The sequence below is a fragment of the Wolbachia endosymbiont (group B) of Pilophorus perplexus genome (assembly GCF_964028155.1).
In the GTDB taxonomy this organism is placed as follows: Bacteria; Pseudomonadota; Alphaproteobacteria; order Rickettsiales; family Anaplasmataceae; genus Wolbachia.
In genome coordinates this window covers 1,391,093-1,412,222 of record NZ_OZ034754.1, presented here as the reverse complement: position 1 = coordinate 1,412,222, position 21,130 = coordinate 1,391,093, and the positions used below count along the sequence as shown (strand labels likewise).

The 21,130-nt window shown below is 34.5% G+C and carries 15 protein-coding genes and 1 tRNA gene; 4 read left to right on the top strand and 12 right to left on the bottom strand.

Annotated features, from left to right (window positions below; all coding sequences use genetic code 11):
* Positions 1 to 48: 48 nt before the first annotated feature.
* Positions 49 to 945, bottom strand: coding sequence for a cation diffusion facilitator family transporter (locus ABWU28_RS06825; RefSeq protein ID WP_007302486.1), 897 nt, complete (start codon positions 943 to 945; stop codon positions 49 to 51).
* 28 nt (positions 946 to 973) lie between these two features.
* Positions 974 to 1,046 (bottom strand) — tRNA-Val (locus ABWU28_RS06820).
* Positions 1,047 to 1,592: 546 nt separating this feature from the next.
* On the opposite strand from ABWU28_RS06820, the gene ABWU28_RS06815 reads away from it, so the two are divergent.
* Both ABWU28_RS06815 and ABWU28_RS06810 read left to right on the top strand, forming a co-directional pair.
* Entirely contained in the window at positions 1,593 to 4,940 is a 3,348-nt protein-coding gene (locus tag ABWU28_RS06815; protein WP_410541995.1) for a peptidase M2, read from the top strand.
* A gap of 299 nt (positions 4,941 to 5,239) precedes the next feature.
* Positions 5,240 to 7,681 carry a hypothetical protein gene (locus ABWU28_RS06810; protein WP_353275190.1) on the top strand — a complete coding sequence of 814 codons (2,442 nt, stop codon included), beginning with the start codon at positions 5,240 to 5,242 and terminating at the stop codon, positions 7,679 to 7,681.
* Positions 7,682 to 7,771: 90 nt separating this feature from the next.
* Here the strand turns inward: ABWU28_RS06810 and rlmB are convergent, their stop codons facing one another.
* Entirely contained in the window at positions 7,772 to 8,539 is a 768-nt protein-coding gene (rlmB, locus tag ABWU28_RS06805) for a 23S rRNA (guanosine(2251)-2'-O)-methyltransferase RlmB (protein ID WP_007302490.1), read from the bottom strand.
* Positions 8,540 to 8,631: 92 nt separating this feature from the next.
* On the opposite strand from rlmB, the gene ABWU28_RS06800 reads away from it, so the two are divergent.
* The gene (locus tag ABWU28_RS06800) at positions 8,632 to 9,123 is read left to right on the top strand and encodes a Smr/MutS family protein (RefSeq protein WP_007302491.1); all 492 of its coding nucleotides are present in this window, start codon (positions 8,632 to 8,634) and stop codon (positions 9,121 to 9,123) included.
* An 11-nt stretch (positions 9,124 to 9,134) separates the two neighbouring features.
* Here ABWU28_RS06800 and uvrC read toward each other — a convergent pair whose 3' ends face one another.
* From uvrC to ABWU28_RS06780, 4 genes are read right to left on the bottom strand one after another with little or no spacing between them, the layout of a single operon-like run.
* The gene (uvrC, locus tag ABWU28_RS06795; protein ID WP_012481994.1) at positions 9,135 to 10,952 is read right to left on the bottom strand and encodes an excinuclease ABC subunit UvrC; all 1,818 of its coding nucleotides are present in this window, start codon (positions 10,950 to 10,952) and stop codon (positions 9,135 to 9,137) included.
* Entirely contained in the window at positions 10,936 to 13,044 is a 2,109-nt protein-coding gene (gene glyS, locus ABWU28_RS06790) for a glycine--tRNA ligase subunit beta (RefSeq protein WP_007302493.1), read from the bottom strand. The genes uvrC and glyS overlap by 17 nt, the downstream gene beginning before the upstream one ends.
* A 3-nt stretch (positions 13,045 to 13,047) precedes the next feature.
* Positions 13,048 to 13,887: a glycine--tRNA ligase subunit alpha gene (locus ABWU28_RS06785; protein ID WP_007302494.1), complete on the bottom strand. Its 840-nt coding sequence runs from the start codon at positions 13,885 to 13,887 to the stop codon at positions 13,048 to 13,050.
* Between the two features lie 44 nt (positions 13,888 to 13,931).
* Positions 13,932 to 14,690 (bottom strand): hypothetical protein, encoded by a 759-nt coding sequence (locus tag ABWU28_RS06780; protein WP_007302495.1) that lies wholly within the window; start codon positions 14,688 to 14,690, stop codon positions 13,932 to 13,934.
* A 277-nt stretch (positions 14,691 to 14,967) separates the two neighbouring features.
* Here ABWU28_RS06780 and ABWU28_RS06775 point away from each other — a divergent pair, with 277 nt between their 5' ends.
* The gene (locus ABWU28_RS06775; RefSeq protein ID WP_213863789.1) at positions 14,968 to 15,924 is read left to right on the top strand and encodes an IS5 family transposase; all 957 of its coding nucleotides are present in this window, start codon (positions 14,968 to 14,970) and stop codon (positions 15,922 to 15,924) included.
* 408 nt (positions 15,925 to 16,332) lie between these two features.
* On the opposite strand, the gene hemB is transcribed toward ABWU28_RS06775, so the two are convergent.
* From hemB to ABWU28_RS06750, 5 genes are read right to left on the bottom strand one after another with little or no spacing between them, the layout of a single operon-like run.
* Complete coding sequence (gene hemB, locus ABWU28_RS06770; protein ID WP_353275189.1) at positions 16,333 to 17,331, bottom strand: porphobilinogen synthase; 999 nt, start codon at positions 17,329 to 17,331, stop codon at positions 16,333 to 16,335.
* Entirely contained in the window at positions 17,324 to 18,349 is a 1,026-nt protein-coding gene (gene nuoH / locus ABWU28_RS06765) for an NADH-quinone oxidoreductase subunit NuoH (protein WP_010404403.1), read from the bottom strand. Before nuoH ends, hemB begins: the two co-directional genes overlap by 8 nt.
* The gene (locus ABWU28_RS06760) at positions 18,333 to 18,782 is read right to left on the bottom strand and encodes a hypothetical protein (RefSeq protein WP_353275188.1); all 450 of its coding nucleotides are present in this window, start codon (positions 18,780 to 18,782) and stop codon (positions 18,333 to 18,335) included. The genes nuoH and ABWU28_RS06760 overlap by 17 nt, the downstream gene beginning before the upstream one ends.
* A complete protein-coding gene (nuoG, locus tag ABWU28_RS06755) occupies positions 18,766 to 20,835 on the bottom strand; it encodes an NADH-quinone oxidoreductase subunit NuoG (RefSeq protein ID WP_353275187.1) in 2,070 nt (689 codons plus the stop codon). The genes ABWU28_RS06760 and nuoG overlap by 17 nt, the downstream gene beginning before the upstream one ends.
* Positions 20,820 to 21,032 (bottom strand): hypothetical protein, encoded by a 213-nt coding sequence (locus ABWU28_RS06750; protein WP_353275186.1) that lies wholly within the window; start codon positions 21,030 to 21,032, stop codon positions 20,820 to 20,822. Before ABWU28_RS06750 ends, nuoG begins: the two co-directional genes overlap by 16 nt.
* Positions 21,033 to 21,130 lie beyond the last annotated feature (98 nt).

Here is a 21,130-nt window from a genome sequence, read left to right as displayed (position 1 = left end):
TCTCTATAATATTATGATATTGTAGTAATAACAAATAGCCTATAGATGTCAATGCTTAAGTATTTTACTGTCTACGCACTCATCGTATTCAATTTCAACTGTAGAGTGCGCAATTTCGAACCTATTTAATAGTATTTTTTTTATCTCATACAAAATATTAGTGTGTTGTCCATTTTGCTTTATCTTGGCATGCATAGTAAGTATAAAATAATTATCAGATAGTGACCATGCATGTATATGATGCACATCTATCACTTCAGGTAACTTAGATACAATCTCACTTTTTATCTCCTCAGCAGATACACTCTCAGGTGTACCTTCAAGGAGTATATGGCAAGAATTCTTGAGAATTTTATAGCCACTGTTTAAGATTATTACACTGACAAATACTGACAAAATAGGGTCCACTATTTGCCATCCGGTAAACATGATAATTATGGATGCAAGTATAGCAGCTACAGAACCTAAAATATCTCCGATAACATGCAATACAGCACTTTTTATGTTTATATTACTTTCGCATTTACTATGTAATATAAAAAAGACTATAATGTTAGAGATCAGGCCAAGTGTGGCAATTATTAGCATTACTTTCCATTCAACATTGACCGGACAAATGAATCTCTTTATTGATTCAATTATAATGACCGCTGCAATGAAAAATAGAGTTAAACCATTAACAAATGCTGCAATTATCTGCAATCTGTGATACCCATATGACCTCTGTAAATCAGATTTCTTAGCTGAAAATTTGTGTGCTATCCAGCTTAAAACCAAGGCAAAAAGATCAGTGAGCATATGTCCTGCATCTGATAGTAGAGCAAGCGAATGTGAAATTACTCCACCTGCTATCTCCATAAGCATTGTTATTGCGACTATTATTATGGAATAAATTAAGCGCTTGGACTCTGCTATTGAGTGTTTGCCATTGTGCACTGCTGTCATATAAAATCTTTTTATGAGCAAAAAAACGTGGGTAACACTGGGCTCGAACCAGCGACCCCTTGCACGTCAAGCAAGTGCTCTACCAACTGAGCTAATTACCCATCGTAGCTTTAGTATAGTGCTTCAGTGAAATGGAAGTCAATTTGCTTTTAGACTTCTTGTTGAATGAAATTCCTTGACAAACCTTCCCACTTTCCTTATCATACCAATAAGAGTATTTATCCTTGTTTTTGATCCGCGCGGGTTCAACAACAAAAATTCAGTAAAAAACTCAGATATTTATTGGCAAATTACATAAAAATTATAGCGGCTGCATGTCTTTTTTATTTTTTCTACATTCAGCCAAAATCCGCTTGTTAGCACATTATCAATTTACATTATTAAAACTCGCTATATAGGGATTTTTTTGCCTTTTTTAAAATTGATAAATTTCTTAATATTTATAATTCCGCTACTTATTAACAGCTATGGAATTTTAGCTATATTCTCGATTTTTCATATTGAGTTAACTATCTATACTTTTTTATTAAGATATAAACTATACTAATATGAGAATTTACGTTTTCTTCAGATGAGTCACTTTATGCTTGATATTGTAAAGACTAATAAATTAGAGGTTAGAATTATGACAATCAATCAACAAATAAATAAATAAAAATATAACTAAAGAAGAATACTTTAACAATAAGCATATCATAGAAGTTAAAGATTTAAATATTAAAGTAGAAGTTTATTCTCATAATTTAAGAGCAAGTAAAGTTGCTCACATTGAAAGTGAGATAAGAGAAACAGCTACTAATTTTAAAGATGCATTTAAGCTGGAGCCTGGTAGCTCAGAACAAACATTCAAAATTTATGTGTTTGATGATAAGGCTGATTACACTCACCTTGGTGGAACCGAACGTTTTGGTTCTTACCTTGGAGATGAAGGTGGTAAATGTTACTACAAAGGAGAAGCTGATGTTTTTGCTGAGATGTATGTCTATCAGCAAGGCGGCGTTCATAACCTTCAGCATGAATTTGCGCATGGTTTGACTTACTTGGCTACAGGAGGAAAATCTCTACCTACAGTATTAATGGAGGGAATTGCAGATTACTTTGAACATCATTCAGATCACAAGTTCAATGCTCAAGGGTCAAGTATCGATAAAACCGAAGCTGCAAATCTAGATTTAGATAAAATTTTAAGTTTAAAATATTCAAATAACAGCGAAGAAAATAGTTTGGTTTATAAGACAGGCCATGCGTTGATAATGTACTTACAGGAAAAAGATCCTAGTTTATTAAGAGACTACCTAGATGCTTTACGTCAAGGTAACTCAGATGAATCAAAAAGTTTCTTGAAAGACATAAAAGGACATGATGCTGACTTCAAAAGTTGGCTTGCTGAGAATGATACAGAAACTGCAATGGAACATCTCAACGCTTTGCAAGTTACAAAAGGAGATTTTATAGCAACTGGTCAAGAAATAGTGGGTGGAGAAATTAAAGATGTATCGTATTATAAAGCAAATATAGAAAAAATAGATGGAGAAAACGTTGGAAGTTTTTCTCCTGTAGAACATGTTGCGTTTTATGATGTTGCTCGTGCTATAAATAGAGCAACAAATGATACACTTGATATATCAAAGGAATATCATTTCCTTAAGGTAGTAAAAACTTCCGATGGACAGGATAAACTAACTTACTCTGACCAACAAGGTAATGAATACCAAAACAGTCTAGAGTATAAAAGTCAGGCTTTAAGGACATTGTCAAATTACGATGAGAATTTAAAAAAAGTTTATGATAATGCATTGAAAGCCCTGGATGAGCAGATTCGCAAGGAATCCGATGCAGTACGTGAAAAATACCATAGGCAAGAGATTTCTCGTGAAAAACTTTTGGAACAATATAATTTCATTACTTCTTCCTCTCGATATGAAGAATTGAAAAAATCCTTGCTTGATGAGATGATAAGCACTGGTTCAAAACAGTTAAAGTCAACTCAGAACATCGATGTAGAAAAGATGTTAGAAGAGATGGTTAATATCGATCCAAACCTAATCAGAGGTGCTCATATTAATCTACAAGAAGGTAAAGTTTTCTCTATCAAAGCTCTTGGTCACGGAGATATGGGTGCACTATCTATATATGATGGGAATACAAAGCTTGGAGAGTTGTCGAGCGAATCGGGCTTTTTTAAGCAAGTTGAAGGTCAAACTAAAGAAACTTTTGTTTTCGAGGACATATTGCACAACTTAAATGTTCAATATGATGGAGGTGCTTATATGGCTATTACAAAAGAAAATGGTCATTATAAAGCTTCTCTAATAGATGGCAGAACAGTTGAACGTGATGAATACTTTGATGAAGCACATTTACATGAAAATGAATTGTTGCATCCTAGCACTGGACACATTCAAAAAGATTTAGATTCTCTGCTTCTTAGAGGGACCAAAATTCTAAATCATCAGGATTCAAAGCATGCTCAATATTCTGATGAGCAAAGAGAAAGCGGCGTAATCATAGAAAAAGGAACATTATTGGATGATAAAGGGACTGATAGAACAGACGACGATGTATACGAAGCGGTTGTAAAGCAAGGAGGCGAAAATCTACATGCATTCAAAAATATGGGCTTCTATATCACTGAAGAGATGAAAAATGAAAGAGGTGAAGTTATAAATGAAAGTAACTTGTTCATTCATGATCATGGAAAAAACATAAGGTTTCAATTGCCAGGCAATGTTACTCACCTAAAATTGGTGAAAAAAGATGGACAATATAAATTAGCACCATCTGATTCTGAAGGAAGAGAATACAGTAGCATACCAGACGAATACAAATATATTGACCCAGTATTTGCACATGAATATGAAAAGAGAGATTATTCTCATAAACATATAAATGTGGGCCTTATAAACTTAGAAAAATATGCCCCTGGTAAACTTTTTACCATTAAACATGATCCAAATGATTATCAGATACAAAGAAACTCGAGTGGTGAAATAGTGAGAATCAACAATCAAAGATATTTCACTAAAGTAAAACTATTTGATGGTGATACTGATGAAGAAATTGGAATGTTATCTAATAATTTCCATAACTTCAAAGGAAAAATATTCTTTTCTGCTGATTATAACTACAGTTATAACGATTTCCTATCATCTGTTTCTCCTCAAGTTGAAATTGAGGATATGGGAAATGGAAGTAAAAAAATAACTTTTGATCAAGGTGATGGCGATATCAGTGACACTAATAGAGGCTACACTGACTATCAAAGGATATACACAAGGGAAACCGAAAGTCCAAAAGGGCAAGTAAGTGAAACTAAGACAGAAGTTCATAGTACTACTAATGTTGTTGCTGAAGAGAGAAACGACAATAGTGAAATACAGTCTGATCAACCACAAATTCCAACAAGGGCAAAAAGGTCAGCTTCAGTGGAGGAGAAAGAGCAGGTAGTGTTGAAAGACACAATCTTGAAAATAGAAAAGAGCTATGATAGAGATGTAGAAGGAAAGCATAAGGCAAATGTAATCATAGATTATAATGATGTGAAAGCCTTGTATAATAGAGCAGAAGGAGCAGATAAGCAATCTGTGTTAGATTTTTGGAACAAACTGCATACATCGGATTATAAGATTGGTGCTTTGCCGGAAGACAAGTATTACTTTAAAGATGGCAAATTTCTAATTCACGATAGTGACACGAAAAAGCTTATAGTGTTACCTGAAGATAAGGTATCCATCAAAATAATGAAGGATGGTGATAGTTATAGTTTGGCTATATCAAATGGTAATGGCAAAGTAATAAGCAGCATTAGTAAAATAGATAATCCAAATTACGAATTGCTATCAGATTCAAGTCACTTCAGCTTAGAAACACAAGATAACTTTGAGTTATTAGATCAACATCATGAATATAATCTCTATCTAGAGAATGGTTTTGTGAAAATATTCGACTGCGCAAGCGATCACGTTTATCACGATCATAACTCAGCCTATATCTAATATATAAGGAGGGCCCTGCCCTCTTTTTGTTATTCCAATGCCCAGACACTGGCATCCAGTTAAATTTGCTAGTATAAAAGTAATCAACGTTTCTTATGATGGAAAAATGGATTCCAGTGTCAAGCACTGGAATAACACCAAAGGGGCTACTAGGATGACATCGTCTGCTACATACTTAGATCACAAGAGAAGAATTCTGAAGCGAAAAGCTTCAAGGAAATCTTATGCAAAATCTAGTATTTACGGAATTTATATTATTTTCATGCACATTATGGTTTTTATAATTAACGGAAAGTGATATGGCTAGTTTAATTTTTAAAAACAGTGCTGGAGTAGATGTAGCATCCCCTACCATTAAAAGCATAATTTATGAAGATGCTGCACAGAATAAGTATACCTTTGGTGTAGACAATGCTACTAATGTTTTCAACACTTTTAAGTATGAACCTAATGGTGCTGCTGAAATAGATTACAGTGCTACAGCAACAAAGTTCATGACTGGAGGTGCAATTGCTACATTATTAGGTATTGGAACTAATGTAGATGCAATAAAAACTAAGACTGATTCTATTCCAGCTGACTTAAGCGCTGACTTAGTTACCATAAAAACTCAAGTCGGAACAGATCTGATATCAGGAATAAAGGCTAAGACTGATAAGATTACAGATACCTTAGGAGCTGATGTCACTGCTATAAAGGCTAAAACTGATACTATTCCAGATGACTTAACAGCTAAAGTAACTGCTATAGAAACTGCTACAAATTCTGCTAATTTAGGAGATAAGGTTACTGCAATACAAACTAAGACTGATAAGATTACAGATACCTTAGGAGCTGATGTCACTGCTATAAAGGCTAAGACTGATAAGATGCCTGCTGATTTAGGAACTGAGTTAGGTAATTTAGCTAAATCTGCTGAACTAGCTCCTTTAGCTAAATCTGCTGATGTTACTGCTATAAAGGCTAAAACTGATACTATTCCAGCTGACTTAACAGCTAAAGTAACTGCTATAGAAACTGCTACAAATTCTGCTAATTTAGGAGATAAAGTTACTGCAATACAAACTAAGACTGATAAGATTACAGATACCTTAGGAGCTGATGTCACTGCTATAAAGGCTAAGACTGATAAGATGCCTGCTGATTTAGGAACTGAGTTAGGTAATTTAGCTAAATCTGCTGAACTAGCTCCTTTAGCTAAATCTGCTGATGTTACTGCTATAAAGGCTAAAACTGATACTATTCCAGCTGACTTAACAGCTAAAGTAACTGCTATAGAAACTGCTACAAATTCTGCTAATTTAGGAGATAAGGTTACTGCAATACAAACTAAGACTGATAAGATTACAGATACCTTAGGAGCTGATGTCACTGCTATAAAGGCTAAGACTGATAAGATGCCTGCTGATTTAGGAACTGAGTTAGGTAATTTAGCTAAATCTGCTGAACTAGCTCCTTTAGCTAAATCTGCTGATGTTACTGCTATAAAGGCTAAAACTGATACTATTCCAGCTGACTTAACAGCTAAAGTAACTGCTATAGAAACTGCTACAAATTCTGCTAATTTAGGAGATAAAGTTACTGCAATACAAACTAAGACTGATAAGATTACAGATACCTTAGGAGCTGATGTCACTGCTATAAAGGCTAAGACTGATAAGATGCCTGCTGATTTAGGAACTGAGTTAGGTAATTTAGCTAAATCTGCTGAACTAGCTCCTTTAGCTAAATCTGCTGATGTTACTGCTATAAAGGCTAAAACTGATACTATTCCAGCTGACTTAACAGCTAAAGTAACTGCTATAGAAACTGCTACAAATTCTGCTAATTTAGGAGATAAGGTTACTGCAATACAAACTAAGACTGATAAGATTACAGATACCTTAGGAGCTGATGTCACTGCTATAAAGGCTAAAACTGATACTATTCCAGATGACTTAACAGCTAAAGTAACTGCTATAGAAACTGCTACAAATGCTGCTAATTTAGGAGACAAGGTTACTGCAATACAAACTAAAACTGATAAGATTACAGATACCTTAGGAGCTGATGTCACTGCTATAAAGGCTAAGACTGTATTTATTCCAGATACCTTTACTGCTGATGTTGCTGCTATAAAAGATGCTACAAGTGCTGCTAATTTAGGAAAGAAGGTTACTGCAATACAAACTAAGACTGATAAGATTACAGATACCTTAGGAGCTGATGTCACTGCTATAAAGGCTAAGACTGATAAGATGCCTGCTGATTTAGGAACTGAGTTAGGTAATTTAGCTAAATCTGCTGAACTAGCTCCTTTAGCTAAATCTGCCGATGTTACTGCTATAAAGGCTAAAACTGATACTATTCCAGCTGACTTAACAGCTAAAGTAACTGCTATAGAAACTGCTACAAATTCTGCTAATTTAGGAGATAAGGTTACTGCAATACAAACTAAGACTGATAAGATTACAGATACCTTAGGAGCTGATGTCACTGCTATAAAGGCTAAGACTGATAAGATGCCTGCTGACTTAAACGCTGAGTTAATTAAGTTAACTACAATAGGAAATGCTATAAATGGTAATGGTAACGTCACTGAAGCTGCTAAAGCTGTACTAGAGAGCAGTTTCAAGAAAGCTATTAAAGAAGCTGGAGAAGATGGTAGCGAATGGCTTAAAAATGAGATAAAAGAGATAGTGTCACAGCCATCCTTCGAGATTCCAACAGATTCAAGTTCACCTCTTTCTTGGGATTGGTAATGTAAGTGCTAGTGAATGACATCGCAAGATGTCATTCACTGTTGTCATTCCAGTATCACATGCTGGAATGACATCCTTGTTTTATTGCAACTAATTTGCAGTGATTTTTGTTTTAATGTAAATGGAATATAGTCCTATTGCTGCTGCGTTTGAAACATTTAGACTATCAATTACGTTTGACATTGGAATTTTTAAAAGATAATCACAACTTTCTTTCACTAATCTCCGCATTCCTTTCTCTTCAGAACCAAAAATAATTACTCTTTTTTGCCCAAAATTCTTTATTTCATCTATATTTTCCTTTGCATTGCAATCAAACCCATAACACCAGTAGCCTATCTTTTTTAAAGACTCCATCGTTTTTACTATGTTTGTAACGTATATTAGAGGAACAATATCCAGTGCTCCACTTGCTGCTTTTGCGATAGATGCATTTTCGCTCGGTGAATGGTGATGTGGTAAAACCAGTGCATCAATGTTGAAACAAGCTGAGGTTCTTAAAATCGACCCTATATTGTGTGTATCAGTAATTTGATCTAAAATGACTATAGTAGAGCTGTCACCTGAACCTTCAGCTATTTCTTCGATATTTAAGCTGTGAAAAATAGGAGCAACTTTTAAAGCAATTCCTTGATGATTGACACCTTTGGGTAAAACATCATTGAACATTTTGTTCTCTACCAGTCGAGGTTTAATGCCCTTACTATCTGCACATTGTTTAATTTCTTTCTCAAATTCTCTGTAGAAATTTTCTGTTACTAACAGTTCTATACACCGCCTATTTTTGTTTCTTAATGCTGAAATACAAGTGTGCTTTCCATATATCCAACAGTTTTCATTAGCTTTTGATGATTTCATCTCATTATTGAAAATCAGTTTTTTATAGAATAAGCAATATTTTACTGTGTTTATATATTGTTGTAAAATTATGCAGTTCAATTAATGAATTTATGTCAGATGATGAGTTAGATTGGCAAAAAAATGTTAAGCCAATAGAATGTGGAAAAGTTACTTTGAAAGTTGATCACAAAGTAAATATAAAATCTATGATTGATAAAGGTGCCTCTAGTTTACAAGAAAATTTTCTTAATACTGATAATGGTGATTCATCATTTTGTCTTGACTACAATACAAAATTAAAGATCGATAGGGGCAAATATTTTATAAGCGATAAACTCGATTTGCATGGCTATAGTATAGATAATGCTTATTGTAAATTGATAGATTTTATTATCAAAAATTATCAAGCAAGGAATAGGTGCTTATTGGTAATTACGGGGCATGGTAATAGTACAGATAAAATAGACACTATAAAGAATAGCTTAAATAAGTGGTTGAATGACACAAAAGTTCGAAATATGATCTTATACTATCAGCAAGCCATAAAAAAACATGGTGGCAAAGGAGCTTTTTATGTCTTATTAAGAAGAAATAAAGGTTAATTTTAGAGTACCTATTTAGGAGTACCTTTCTTAGAATTCACGTGTTGAAGAATGATTTCTGCTAAACCTTTACTAATTCCAGGTACGTTTTGAATTTCAGCTAGAGAAGCTTTGCTTATATTTTCTACAGAACCAAAATGAGACATGAGTGCCTTCTTTCTTTTACTGCCAACACCGGATATTTCACTTAATTGTGAAGCAAAAAACTGTTTATCGCGTTTTTTTCTATGCGAAGTTATCGCAAAACGGTGAGCTTCATTACGCAGCAATTGTAAATAAAGCATGACCTTACTGTCACTTGCTAGAGTAAATTCTTCTCTGTCCGGCACATAAAATCTTTCATTTCCTGCATTACGATCATGACCCTTTGCCATACAAGCAAAAGGAACTTTTATATTCAATATTTCCAACACATTCTGCACTATGGAAACATGTCCTGGACCGCCATCAATCAGTAAAAAATCAGGGATTATATCTTTTATATTGCCAGAGAAACGTCTAGTCAGCACTTCTCTCATCATTTTATAGTCATCACCTGAAATTTCTTCTTTTATAGTAAATTTTTTGTATTCACTTTTTAAAAAACCTTCCTGCCCTGCAACAATCATCACACCAACTTGTTGATTTCCAGATATATGGCTATTATCATAAACCTCGATACGCTTTGGAATATTTGGTAACGAGAAAATCTTCCTAAGCTCTTCGAGCTTTTCTAGGTTATTTCTATAATCAGTAAGCTTCTGTTCTAGACTATGCTGAGAATTATTGTAAATAAAATTCAACAAATCACGTTCTTTACTATTTTTCGCATGCAAAACTTTTATTGATTTTTGAGTAAGAGCATAAAGTGCTTGTTCTATAATTTCCTTATCCTTAATAAAATCGGGAACGTAAATTTGCGCTGGTGGTGTGTTAACTGGATTATACAAATTGACCAAAAAGGTGGATAAAATTTCATCATTTGAATGATCACTACAATTCTCAATGAAGTAAGGAATGCTTCCATAGTTACCTTTATCTCTGAAAGATAGTACACCAATGCATGCTAAGTCTGCCTCACGTACAACGCTAAAGAAATCTGCATCTTCTTCAAAAGAAAAATCCATTGGCTGCATTTGAATTTGCTGAAGAAATTTCAATCGATCTCTATAGACAGCAGCAAGCTCGTAGTTCATCTCCCTACTGCACTTTTCCATTGTAGAAAATAGCTGTCTTTGCACTTCTTTATTCCTTCCTAGCAGAGTATCTTGTGCTTGTTTTACTGATTTGCAGTAATCATCTTTTGTAATTTTATCTACGCATGGTGCTGAACAGCGCTTAACTTGATACTCAAGACATGGTCTTTTTGTTGAAGAGAAATATTGATCTGAACATACTCTTAAGAGAAAAGCTTTTTGCAATGATAATATAGTGTTCTTAACAGCAGCAGCAGATGGAAAAGGGCCGTAGTAATGAAACTCATTCTTCTTAAACTTACCTCTATATTTCGCTATTCTTGGATAATCATGCTTAGAAATTGTTATATAAGGATAAGATTTTCCATCCCTAAGCAAAATATTATAAGATGGTTTTAACGATTTTATTAACTGTGCTTCAAGAAGCAATGCTTCGATTTCATTCTCAGTGATGAATATTTCAACCTTAATAACCTGTGAGATCATTACTCTGATTCGTTCAGAAAGGTTTTCGAATTGAAGGTAGTCAGATAATCTCGACTTCAAGTTTTTTGCTTTACCAATGTATAAAACCTTACTCTTATCTCCAATCATCTTATAAACGCCACAGGATTGTGGAGATGATTTGATTTGTTCCTTATATTGCCTGAGCATTTATCAATTGTTTAACCTGTATAAGGTTAAACTCTGCTACTAAATGAAAGGTAGAAACAACATTTGCAAGCAAAGATAACCTGTTTATTCTAAGCTCATTAGAATCACAGTTAATCTTTACACTGTCCATAAATTGATTGATAAATGGAGCAAAACGAGCAAGTTCATCAAGCGCTGTATTAAAGTCGTTATTTTCTATCGCTTGTTTGATGTTTTTACAAGCAGCTATAGCACAATTTGATAGCGCAATCTCCTCATCTTCAATCAAAAACTTCTTACTGTAAGATGCATTATAAGTAGTGCCATCACTTTTTCTCACTTTGCTCATCATGTTACTGGCTCTTTTATAAGTGCTTAGAACCTGTTCACCTTCTTTTGTACTAAGATAACGATCCAATATCACAGTTTGCTTTTCCGCTTTCAGCAGATCATTAATATCGACTTTATATAGTATTGAATCTACAACATCTTGCCTTATATTTCTATTTTTTAAAATAATCTTGAACCTTTCTAAGCAGAATTTAAATACTAGTTCTAAAATTTGTTTTTCACTTGGCTTATCAACTGGAGTTATATTTTTATTCAATAGAAGCCTTGAACATAAAGATACTGACTTATCTATCAGCAATCTAATTGGAATATGCAAATTATTTTCAAGTATTGTTCTAATTATACCAATTGTCATTCTACGCAAACCAAACTGATCATACGAACCAGAGATTTTCTCACCTGCTGCAATTAAGCCAACCAAACTATCCATTTTGTCTGCAATAGCTACAGCAATCGCAGTAGGAGATCTAGGGCATTCTTGGTCCGATCCAATTGGCTTATAGTGCTCAGTTATAGCTTCCACTACTTCTTTATCCTCTTGAAAATAAGAAGCGTAGTATCCACTCATTACTCCTTGCAATCCCGGAAATTCTTTCACTATCAACGTTGCAAGATCTGCCTTTGCTAAATATGCAGCACGTTCAACTTTAATTAATGAAGCATGTGGAATAAATATCGCTATATACTTTGAAAGAGCGATAATACGCTTCACTTTTTCTTCTACGCTACCGAGCGAAGCATGAAATGAAATAGAGCTCAATTTTTTGACATAGTAATCTAGGTTTTCCTTCTTGTCTTGAGATATCAAAAACTGGGCATCAGCAAGACGTGCTTCTAATATTCTTTCATGGCCTTTGACAACTTCATTGTTGTTAACATTTACAACAGTAACAAAATGTGATATTTTCTGTCCATCACTTAAAGCAAGATACTTTTGCTGCGTATTAATTATACTAAGTATTACTTTCTTCGGTAATTCTGATGATTTTACTTTACCAAATAATACTATTGGCCACTCTATAAGCCCTGCCAATTCATTAAGTAAATAATCATTTTTTTCAAGTTGTAAGTTCTCCTCTTTTGTAAACTTATTAATCTGATCTAGTATAAATTGCTTTCTTTTGTCCAACTGGAGAATGACATTATTTTTTTCTAACAATTCAAAATAGTCTTTGGGTGTTTTAACAGTAAGTACTGCATCACCTGAAAGAAACCTATGACCATACGTCACGTTGCATGCTGTAACCCCTGCAAAAGATATAGGTATTATTTCGTCATTTAAAATACATAGAATATTTTTAATTGGCCTAACCCATCTCTCTTTTCTTTCACTCCATCTCATACTCTTTGGCCAAGAAAAGTTTTTTAGCATTTCCTCCAGTTGATTTTTGAGAAACCCGTTGATGTTAAATAAGCAGCTTTCTCTCTTAATGAAGTAAAAATCTTCATCATTTACTTTGCGAATGAGTAAATCTTCTTCACCTTTCCGATTTTTTCTCAAAAAACCTTCGATAGCACTTTTCGGTGCATTAACTCTTGGTCCTTTAATTTCATTGTTAGAATCTTTTAGCTCTAAAGCACTTATGCCATCAATAAAAAGAGCAATGCGACGTGCAGTCACATAAACTTCTATAGATGCAAATTTCACATTATTTTTACTAAAAGCATTAGTGATATAGCTCTTAACCTGAGCTGCAGATGAATTCTGCATTCTTGATGGAATTTCTTCTGAAAGACATTCAAACAATAATTGTGACAACATATTCTACTTTGCTCTATATAATTCACAGCATTTTTTTGTTAACTCTCTCACTCTACCAATATAGGCTGTACGTTCATTCACACCAAGCACACCTCTTGCATCAAGTAGATTAAGTAGATGGCTCGTTTTAATACATTGGTCATAAGCTGCTATCGGCAATTCTTTTTCAACAAGGAATTTACACAGTTTTTCTGTATCCTCAAACTGCTGTTGTACTACTTTAGTATCATAATAATCAAGTGCCAGGTAAGAAAACTCTCGCTCTCTTTGTTTAAAAATATCTCCATAAGTTACACCATTATCGTTCCACATTATGTCGTAAACATTATCTACACCCTGTATGCACATTGCTAAACGCTCTAACCCATATGCTACTTCACCAGGAATTATTCTGCAGTCAATACCTCCCACTTGCTGTATATAAGTAAGTTGTGTTACTTCCATTCCGTTGCATGTAACCTCCCAACCAAGACCGGATGCGCCAACACTTGGGTTTTCCCAATCATCTTCAATAAACTTAATATCATATTCTTTTGTCGATACACCAAGAGCTTTTAAGCTATTTAAGTAAATATCTTGCAAATTGCTGCCAGATGGTTTTATTATAACTTGGTATTGATGATGCTGATATAAACGATTAGGGTTGTCGCCATAGCGTCCGTCTGCAGGTCTGATTACTGGTTGTAGATACACAATTTTTGTTGATTTTTCGTCAATCGCTGACATGATTGTTGCGGGATGTAGTGTTCCAGCTCCAACTTCAGACGTATATGGATGAAGTATAGTACACCCTTCATCTGCCCAAAAATCTTGTAATCCCTTTATTATATCCTGTAGATTCACGCAAACTGTATATCTTTTAAACTGAATACATAAGCAAATAAGTACTATTCTATACTTATTTTTTTAATAGTGCCATGAAAATAGTCACTCAAGGCTATTGAACTTTCTTTTACATACTCAAATATGCTTTTGTTTAAAACAATCGCATCATGCATAGTCAGATCGCAGAATATAAATGCAGTCAAGTACAATAAAATCACTGCATAAAACACATGAAAAATCCCTTCAAATGTGATTGATATTGCATTGTTATAACTAAGCTGTATCGTACTTATCGGCCATGGTTTTATTACTTCTACAATATTAAAAAATAAATAAGGTATTATAAAGAAAAAGAACAAATGCATAAGATCATTAAACCAAAATGGACATTGAAGTATTGCCTTGCATATACTTAAATAGAATTTACTTACAATATAATAAATTGACATTATTGCCGGCATCGAAAACGCAACAGTCATCACCTGTCCTGATGCTATTTGTATTACTATATTCTCATCACTGCTGGCTGAAGGATCTTGAGTATGAAAAATAGATATGCCAACTAATTGCAGCACTAACATAACTATTGCTAGCTTGGTAAAAATAGCAGCTACAACTATGCCTGAATTCGGCATTTTATATAGTATAAAATCACCTCCGTATGTAAGCATTAATATAATGTCGGTAATAAATAATATTAGAAAAGAAGACCAATAATGCTGCCAACCCGGTAAATATCCTACTCCTAAAAAAGAGCTTACTATTTTGGCAGGAAAAACCTTGCCTAGCATCTTACCCAAAAATTGAAAAAAAATCCCCATGTCCTAACTAACACTTGACTTATATTTTTCACAATACTGAATTGTAATGGACTTATCAATACACTTCTTGCATAGAAAAAAGGCAAATAGTTAAAAACGATCTAAACCGTTGCCCCTTTATACTAGTAGCCTCCTTTTTTGTCATCCCAGTGCTATCCCCTTCTTGTCATTCAAGTAGCTGACACTGGGATGGCTTTGTTGCACCACTCAAGGAAAGAACAGGCAGTTACTGATGGAATTTGTTATAAAATAGATATTTAGCCGACAAAGGAAAAATATGCCAATAAGAATGAAAGTCAGTAACTGCAATGAATATAACAAATTTCTTCAAGAAAGGGGAAATGTTTTTCATTATATCAACGATGCCATTGAAAATTGGTACGAAAATAGTCCAAAAGTAGCAGGTGGCAACAATGTCTACAGCGACAAAGTAGTGATTCTAATTCACATAATAACCTATCTATTCAGGATTGGTCTTAGGCAAACAGTGGGATTTATAGAGAAATATCTTGAGCAAATAGGGAAAATTTTGCAAATTATCAGCTATTCGCAGGCTTCAAGAAGGTTTAAAAAGCTTAATATCAAAATCAACGACTGCAGAGTTGATAAGAACGATATGGAAGATATTGAAATTGCTATAGATAGTACAGGTATCAGCATCTACAATAATATTCCAGGCCATAGTAAGGCAAATGGTACAGATAGAAAGTATCGCCGCTATGAGCAAACAAGAAAGCTACATGTAATGCTAGAGATAGGTAGTAAAAAAGTTATAGCTGCAAAATACAGTAGTGGAGTTTATTCCGACCACTATGGAGCCTGTGATCTTATTGAAAGAGTGGATACCAAGTATAACATAAGCACGATATATGCAGATAGGGCATATAATCGAAAGAAGTTATACAAACTGTGCGATGAGCTTGACATAAAGACAAGGATTCCTCCGCAAAATAATGCAGTAGAGCATCCAAAGTTGGATTATATGAATGAGAGAAATTCTACAATCAAGCTCATAAAGTCATATGATGAAGATGGTATGAAGAGGTGGAAAAAAGAGATAAATTATTGGAAGAGATCTTATATAGAAAGTTTTTTCTCGCGACTGAAGCAAATATTTGGATTTAGTTTTAGGAATAAATCTGAGATTAATCGTGAGAAGGAACTGCTACTCAAGTGTTATTTGCTTAACAAATTTACTGAAATAGGCATGGCTAAGTTTGATATAGCTTCATGAATTTATTATACATTACCCACTATCCGAAGAGCTGTGCAACAAAGCCATTCCAGCATCAAGTGCTGGCCTGAAGCTTTAACTATAAATATTAAAAAATTTACCAAGCGAGAAAAAGGCAAAAGAATCCCCTAGTAGTGAGTTTTGACCCTATAATAATGTAAATTGGCATTGTAATAATGTGCTAACGCTTATTTTAAGCGCATTTTGGCTGAATGTAGAAAAAATAAAAAAGACATGCAGCCGCTATAATTTTATGTAATCTGCCAATATATACCTGAGTTTTTTACTGAATTTTGTTGTTAAATCTGCAGAGATTAAAAACAAGGATAAATACTCTTATTGATATGATAAGGAAAGTGGGAAGGTTTGTCAAGTCACTTCAGCCAGCTACTTAGATGTTCCAGACTGCTAAGTAGATACCAAATTTTTTGCAACATCAAGTGCAGCATAGGTAAATATTGCACTTGCACCTGCACGTTTAAAACCAATTAAGGACTCATAAATCACTCTGTTATAATCCAGCCAGCCATTATTTGCTGCAGCTTTTATCATTGCGTATTCACCGCTTACTTGGTAAGCAAAAATCGGAAAATTGAACTTTTCATTTGCTGTTTTTATTACATCCAAGTATGGCATACCTGGCTTTATCATAATAAAATCTGCACCTTCATCTATATCCATTTCGATTTCGCAGATTGCTTCACGTGCATTTCTATAATCCATTTGATAACCACTTTTGTCGATGAAATTTGATGATGCGCACGAACCGACAACTTGCCTGAACGGCGTATAGAAGCTAGAACAGTACTTTACTGCATAGGACAATATTGACACATTCTGAAAGTTATTATCATCCAATGTTTTTCTTATTTTTCCTATCCTGCCATCCATCATATCAGAAGGAGCAACTATATCGCATCCTGCTTTTGCTAAAACAAGTGCTTGCTTACATAATGCTGACACAGTCTCGTCATTTTCTACATCTATCCTACTGCTTTTTAAAATGCCATCATGACCGTGAGTAGTGTATGGGTCTAGTGCAATGTCTGCAATAATGCCAATATCCGGTACATTTGATTTTACAGCACAAATTGCTTTACAGATTAAATTGTCAGGATTGTACGCTTCCTCGGCGTTTTCAGATTTTAGTTTACTATCAACTACAGGAAAAATTGCAACAGCATTAATCCCCGAGTCCTTAGCTTTCTGAATTATAGAAATTAATCCATCTATTGAATAACATTTGATATCAGGTAAGCCAGAAATTGGCTCAATTGTTTCTTCTCCGTCATGAACAAATAAGGGAAAAATCAAATCATTTACTGATAAAGTGCTTTCACTTGTTAAATTGCGAATCCACTTGCCTGAGCGCCTACGCCTTAACCTTGTATTTGGGAAATTAAACATTGGATCCAGGCAAATTCCCAGTAAAAAGCAACACTCCTGAAATGAGTATTACCCAAAGTACCGATATTGGCAAAAATACTTTCCAACCAAGACGCATTAATTGATCATAACGATAACGAGGTATTGTAGCTCTAATCCAAACAAATATAAACAAAAGTACAACTATCTTCAAAACAAACCAGATTAAACTAGGAATTTTATACAGCAAACTAAGCTCTAATGGAGGATACCACCCTCCTAGAAAGAATATTGTCATCATAGCGCTTGCTAAAATCATATTTGCATATTCTCCCAAGAAAAAGAGAGCAAAAGGCATTGATGAATACTCGACGTTATACCCAGAGACGAGCTCTGCTTCAGCTTCTGGTAAGTCAAATGGGTGACGATTAGTTTCGGCAAGCAAAGAAATAAAAAATATTATTCCTATAGGCATTAGTAATAAATCAATCCAAAATGGCATATTATGTTTCGCTACCACCATCTCTCCAAGATTTAATGTGCCAGTTGTAATAACAACTGTAGCAACTATTAGACCTATTGAAACTTCATATGAAATCATTTGAGCAGCTGACCTTATAGCGCCAAGAAATGCATAATTAGAATTACTAGACCAGCCTGCAATAATAATGCCATATATTCCCAAAGAGGATATAGCTAGCACATAAAGCACTCCAACATTAATATTTGATATTACCTTAGGGATTATTACCTGCTGTCCATTTTCTGTAATTATTTCAGCTCCAAATGGTATAACTGCCCAGGAAATTAATGCTAAAATAAAGGTGAGCATTGGAGCCATAATAAACAGTATGGTGTTTGCTCTAAATGGTATTATCGGCTCTTTAATTATCAATTTGATAGCATCTGCAAATGGCTGTAGTAGCCCAAATGGCCCTACTACACTTGGACCATGCCTTAGTTGAATTGCACCAATAACTTTACGCTCAAAGTACACTAAATATGCTACTGAAAGCAAAAGTGGAATAAGAAGAAAAAGAATATCAAATATCAAGTACATGCAACCCTAAATCAAAAAAATAGTTCATAATTGTGGCAATAAAAAATACAGCAAATGCTCTAGACACAAAAGACAATGTCCCTATTGAAATCAATAGGACAACACTTTTCTGTACAGCATTTAGCTTAATAGAATAGTAAAATGATATGCATATGAATGACACTAGTGACATCATAATTAAGATCATTGTGAGAGGCAAATAATTCCCTCTTCCCTCGGTAACTATAATAAATGTTATTGCCATCCATACATATCCTTCCGTAAATAGTGCAATAATATCATTGATAAAATCAACTAGCTTATAAACGAACTGTTTTTCTAATGTATTTTGTTCTTTACACAAAAATATAGAGTTTAATTTTCGTTGAAGATATACCAGAGTTATTAGTAATAATGGTGTTAGAATAAATAAAATATTAAGTAGAGTGTTCATAAAAATCCTTAGTACAATCTGCCATTATTTTTGAAGCACGACCTATTGAGTCTGTCATATAAAAATTACACTCCTTTAAAGTAAAAGGCGTATTACTTAAATTTATTTTACCATTGCTGATTGGTACCCATGTATTTTTTACCACTTGATCAACACTTCTAAACTGTGGACCGATAGTATCTAATTTTTTTCTCACATCAAATAAACTATCATATAACAAGGAAAGGCTCAAATATTGGGATAAATTTTTAATAATCAACCAATCTTCCTTTGCTTCACCAGGAGGAAAAACAGCTAAATTTGTTCTCTGTACTCGCCCTTCAGTATTTACATAAGTTGCATATTTTTCTGTGTATGCAGCTCCAGGTAGAATGACATCTGCTATATGCGCTCCCCTATCACCATGGTGGCCTTGATAAATTACAAATGTATTTTCTAATTTTGATGTATCAATTTCATCTGCACCAAGAAGATAAACAACTTCCACCTCGCCACTTTCTGCCTGTTTTAGCATCTGATTAATGTCTTTTCCACCTTTGCTAGGAACAAATCCAATATCGAGTCCACCAACCCTTGCTGCAGCCTTATGCAGTACGTTAAAGCCATTCCAGTCATCTCTGATCATGTTAAATTTTTCTGCAATTTTGCCAGCTAGAGCTAAAACTGATTCAGAATCATCTCTTATTAATGCATCTTGACCGATAATTAGCATAGGGTTCTGAGCCGCACTCAGTAACTCGCAGAATTTGTGATTTCCCTCTTCTATTTCTTTTAGAACGTTTGGACCATCACCTAATCTTTCAACATTATATAGATATTCAAGATTAGGACCAATATTTGCAATAGTGAAATTACCTTGTAAATATCTCTTTCTCAATCTTGCGTTAATTATTGGTGCTTCTATCCTTGGATTCGTATTGATTAGCAAGCATAAATCTGCACTTTCTATACCCTGAATAGTGGTATTGAACACATAAGATCCACGATTACTTGATATAAGATTTGCACCATCTTGCCTGCAGTCTATATTCCCCGAACCAAGATTCTGCATCACTTCTTTGAGTAGAAGCATAGACTCACAATCTGCTAAATCACCTGCAATTGCAGCTATTTTGTTTGATTTCGTACTCTTTAGTTTCTTTGCAGCAAAAGCCAATGCTTCATTCCAATCAACTGGAATTAATTTGCCCTCTTTTTTTATATAAGGTCGATCGAGGCGTTGTACTTTGAGTCCATCGTAAGCAAAACGAGTTTTGTCTGATATCCATTCTTCGTTCACTTCTTCATTGAGTCTTGGCAATATTCGCATAACTTCAGGACCACGACAATCAACTCTAATATTACTTCCCACAGCATCTAGCACATCTATAGTTTCACAATGTGATAGCTCCCATGGACGTGCTGTAAAAGAATAGGGCTTTGAAGTTAAAGCTCCCACCGGGCAAAGATCTATAATATTCCCAGATAATTCAGAGCTAATATGCCTTTTTATGTAAGTACTAATCTCTATATTTTCTCCCCTTCCAATTCCTCCAAGTTCATTTGTACCTGCAACATCAGACAAAAATCTAACACACCGAGTGCAATGAATACACCTGTTCATTGCAGTTTCAATCAGCGGACCAAAATGTTTTTTTGGCACAGCCCTCTTATATTCATCAAGTCTGCTGATTCCTTTACCATAAGCCATCGTGATATCTTGCAAATCGCATTCACCACCTTGATCACAAATTGGGCAATCAAGCGGGTGGTTTATTAGCAAAAACTCAAGCACACCTTCACGCGCCTTTTTTACCTTGGGAGTATCCGTGTGAATAACCATACCCTCTGCAACTGGCATTGCACAAGAAGCTACTGGTTTTGGAGGGCCACCCTCAACTTCAACCAAACACATTCTGCAGTTACCAGCAATTGCTAAACGCTCATGATAACAAAACCGCGGAACTTCAACGCCCACAACTTCACAAGCTTGAATTATAGTGAGCCCATGCTCTACTTCACATTCCTTAGAATTAATAGTAACTTTAACCACAACTACTATACAGCTTCCCACTTTATAGGATTGCCGCTTACCTCATCTTCAACTAGATTGCCGTTATCGTATTGAGCAGACATATAGTTCATACGTGAATCACGGTCTATATATCTAACTGGCTTTACCGGTCTATCCTTATACATTTTTTGTTCTGCTTTCTTACGCTGAGTAGGGTTATTTTTACTAGCTGTTTTCGCTTTTCCGCCTGCTGCCATATAAACTCCTAAAAACTTCCTATTTTATTCTAACACTTAAGTATATACCGTCAATACCAAATAGCTTTAAAGTTTTAATAGTCCATCATTACAATCAT

Bases quoted from the DNA above. Each gene is read 5' to 3' on its own strand.
- ABWU28_RS06800 (WP_007302491.1), top strand. From the start codon at position 8,632: ATGTCAGATGATGAGTTAGATTGGCAAAAAAATGTTAAGCCAATAGAA.
- ABWU28_RS06760 (WP_353275188.1), bottom strand. From the start codon at position 18,782: ATGAACACTCTACTTAATATTTTATTTATTCTAACACCATTATTACTA.
- hemB (WP_353275189.1), bottom strand. From the start codon at position 17,331: ATGTTTAATTTCCCAAATACAAGGTTAAGGCGTAGGCGCTCAGGCAAG.
- ABWU28_RS06775 (WP_213863789.1), top strand. From the start codon at position 14,968: ATGCCAATAAGAATGAAAGTCAGTAACTGCAATGAATATAACAAATTT.
- ABWU28_RS06780 (WP_007302495.1), bottom strand. From the start codon at position 14,690: ATGGGGATTTTTTTTCAATTTTTGGGTAAGATGCTAGGCAAGGTTTTT.
- ABWU28_RS06825 (WP_007302486.1), bottom strand. From the start codon at position 945: ATGACAGCAGTGCACAATGGCAAACACTCAATAGCAGAGTCCAAGCGC.
- glyS (WP_007302493.1), bottom strand. From the start codon at position 13,044: ATGTTGTCACAATTATTGTTTGAATGTCTTTCAGAAGAAATTCCATCA.
- rlmB (WP_007302490.1), bottom strand. From the start codon at position 8,539: ATGAAATCATCAAAAGCTAATGAAAACTGTTGGATATATGGAAAGCAC.
- ABWU28_RS06810 (WP_353275190.1), top strand. From the start codon at position 5,240: ATGGCTAGTTTAATTTTTAAAAACAGTGCTGGAGTAGATGTAGCATCC.
- uvrC (WP_012481994.1), bottom strand. From the start codon at position 10,952: ATGCTCAGGCAATATAAGGAACAAATCAAATCATCTCCACAATCCTGT.
- ABWU28_RS06750 (WP_353275186.1), bottom strand. From the start codon at position 21,032: ATGGCAGCAGGCGGAAAAGCGAAAACAGCTAGTAAAAATAACCCTACT.
- nuoH (WP_010404403.1), bottom strand. From the start codon at position 18,349: ATGTACTTGATATTTGATATTCTTTTTCTTCTTATTCCACTTTTGCTT.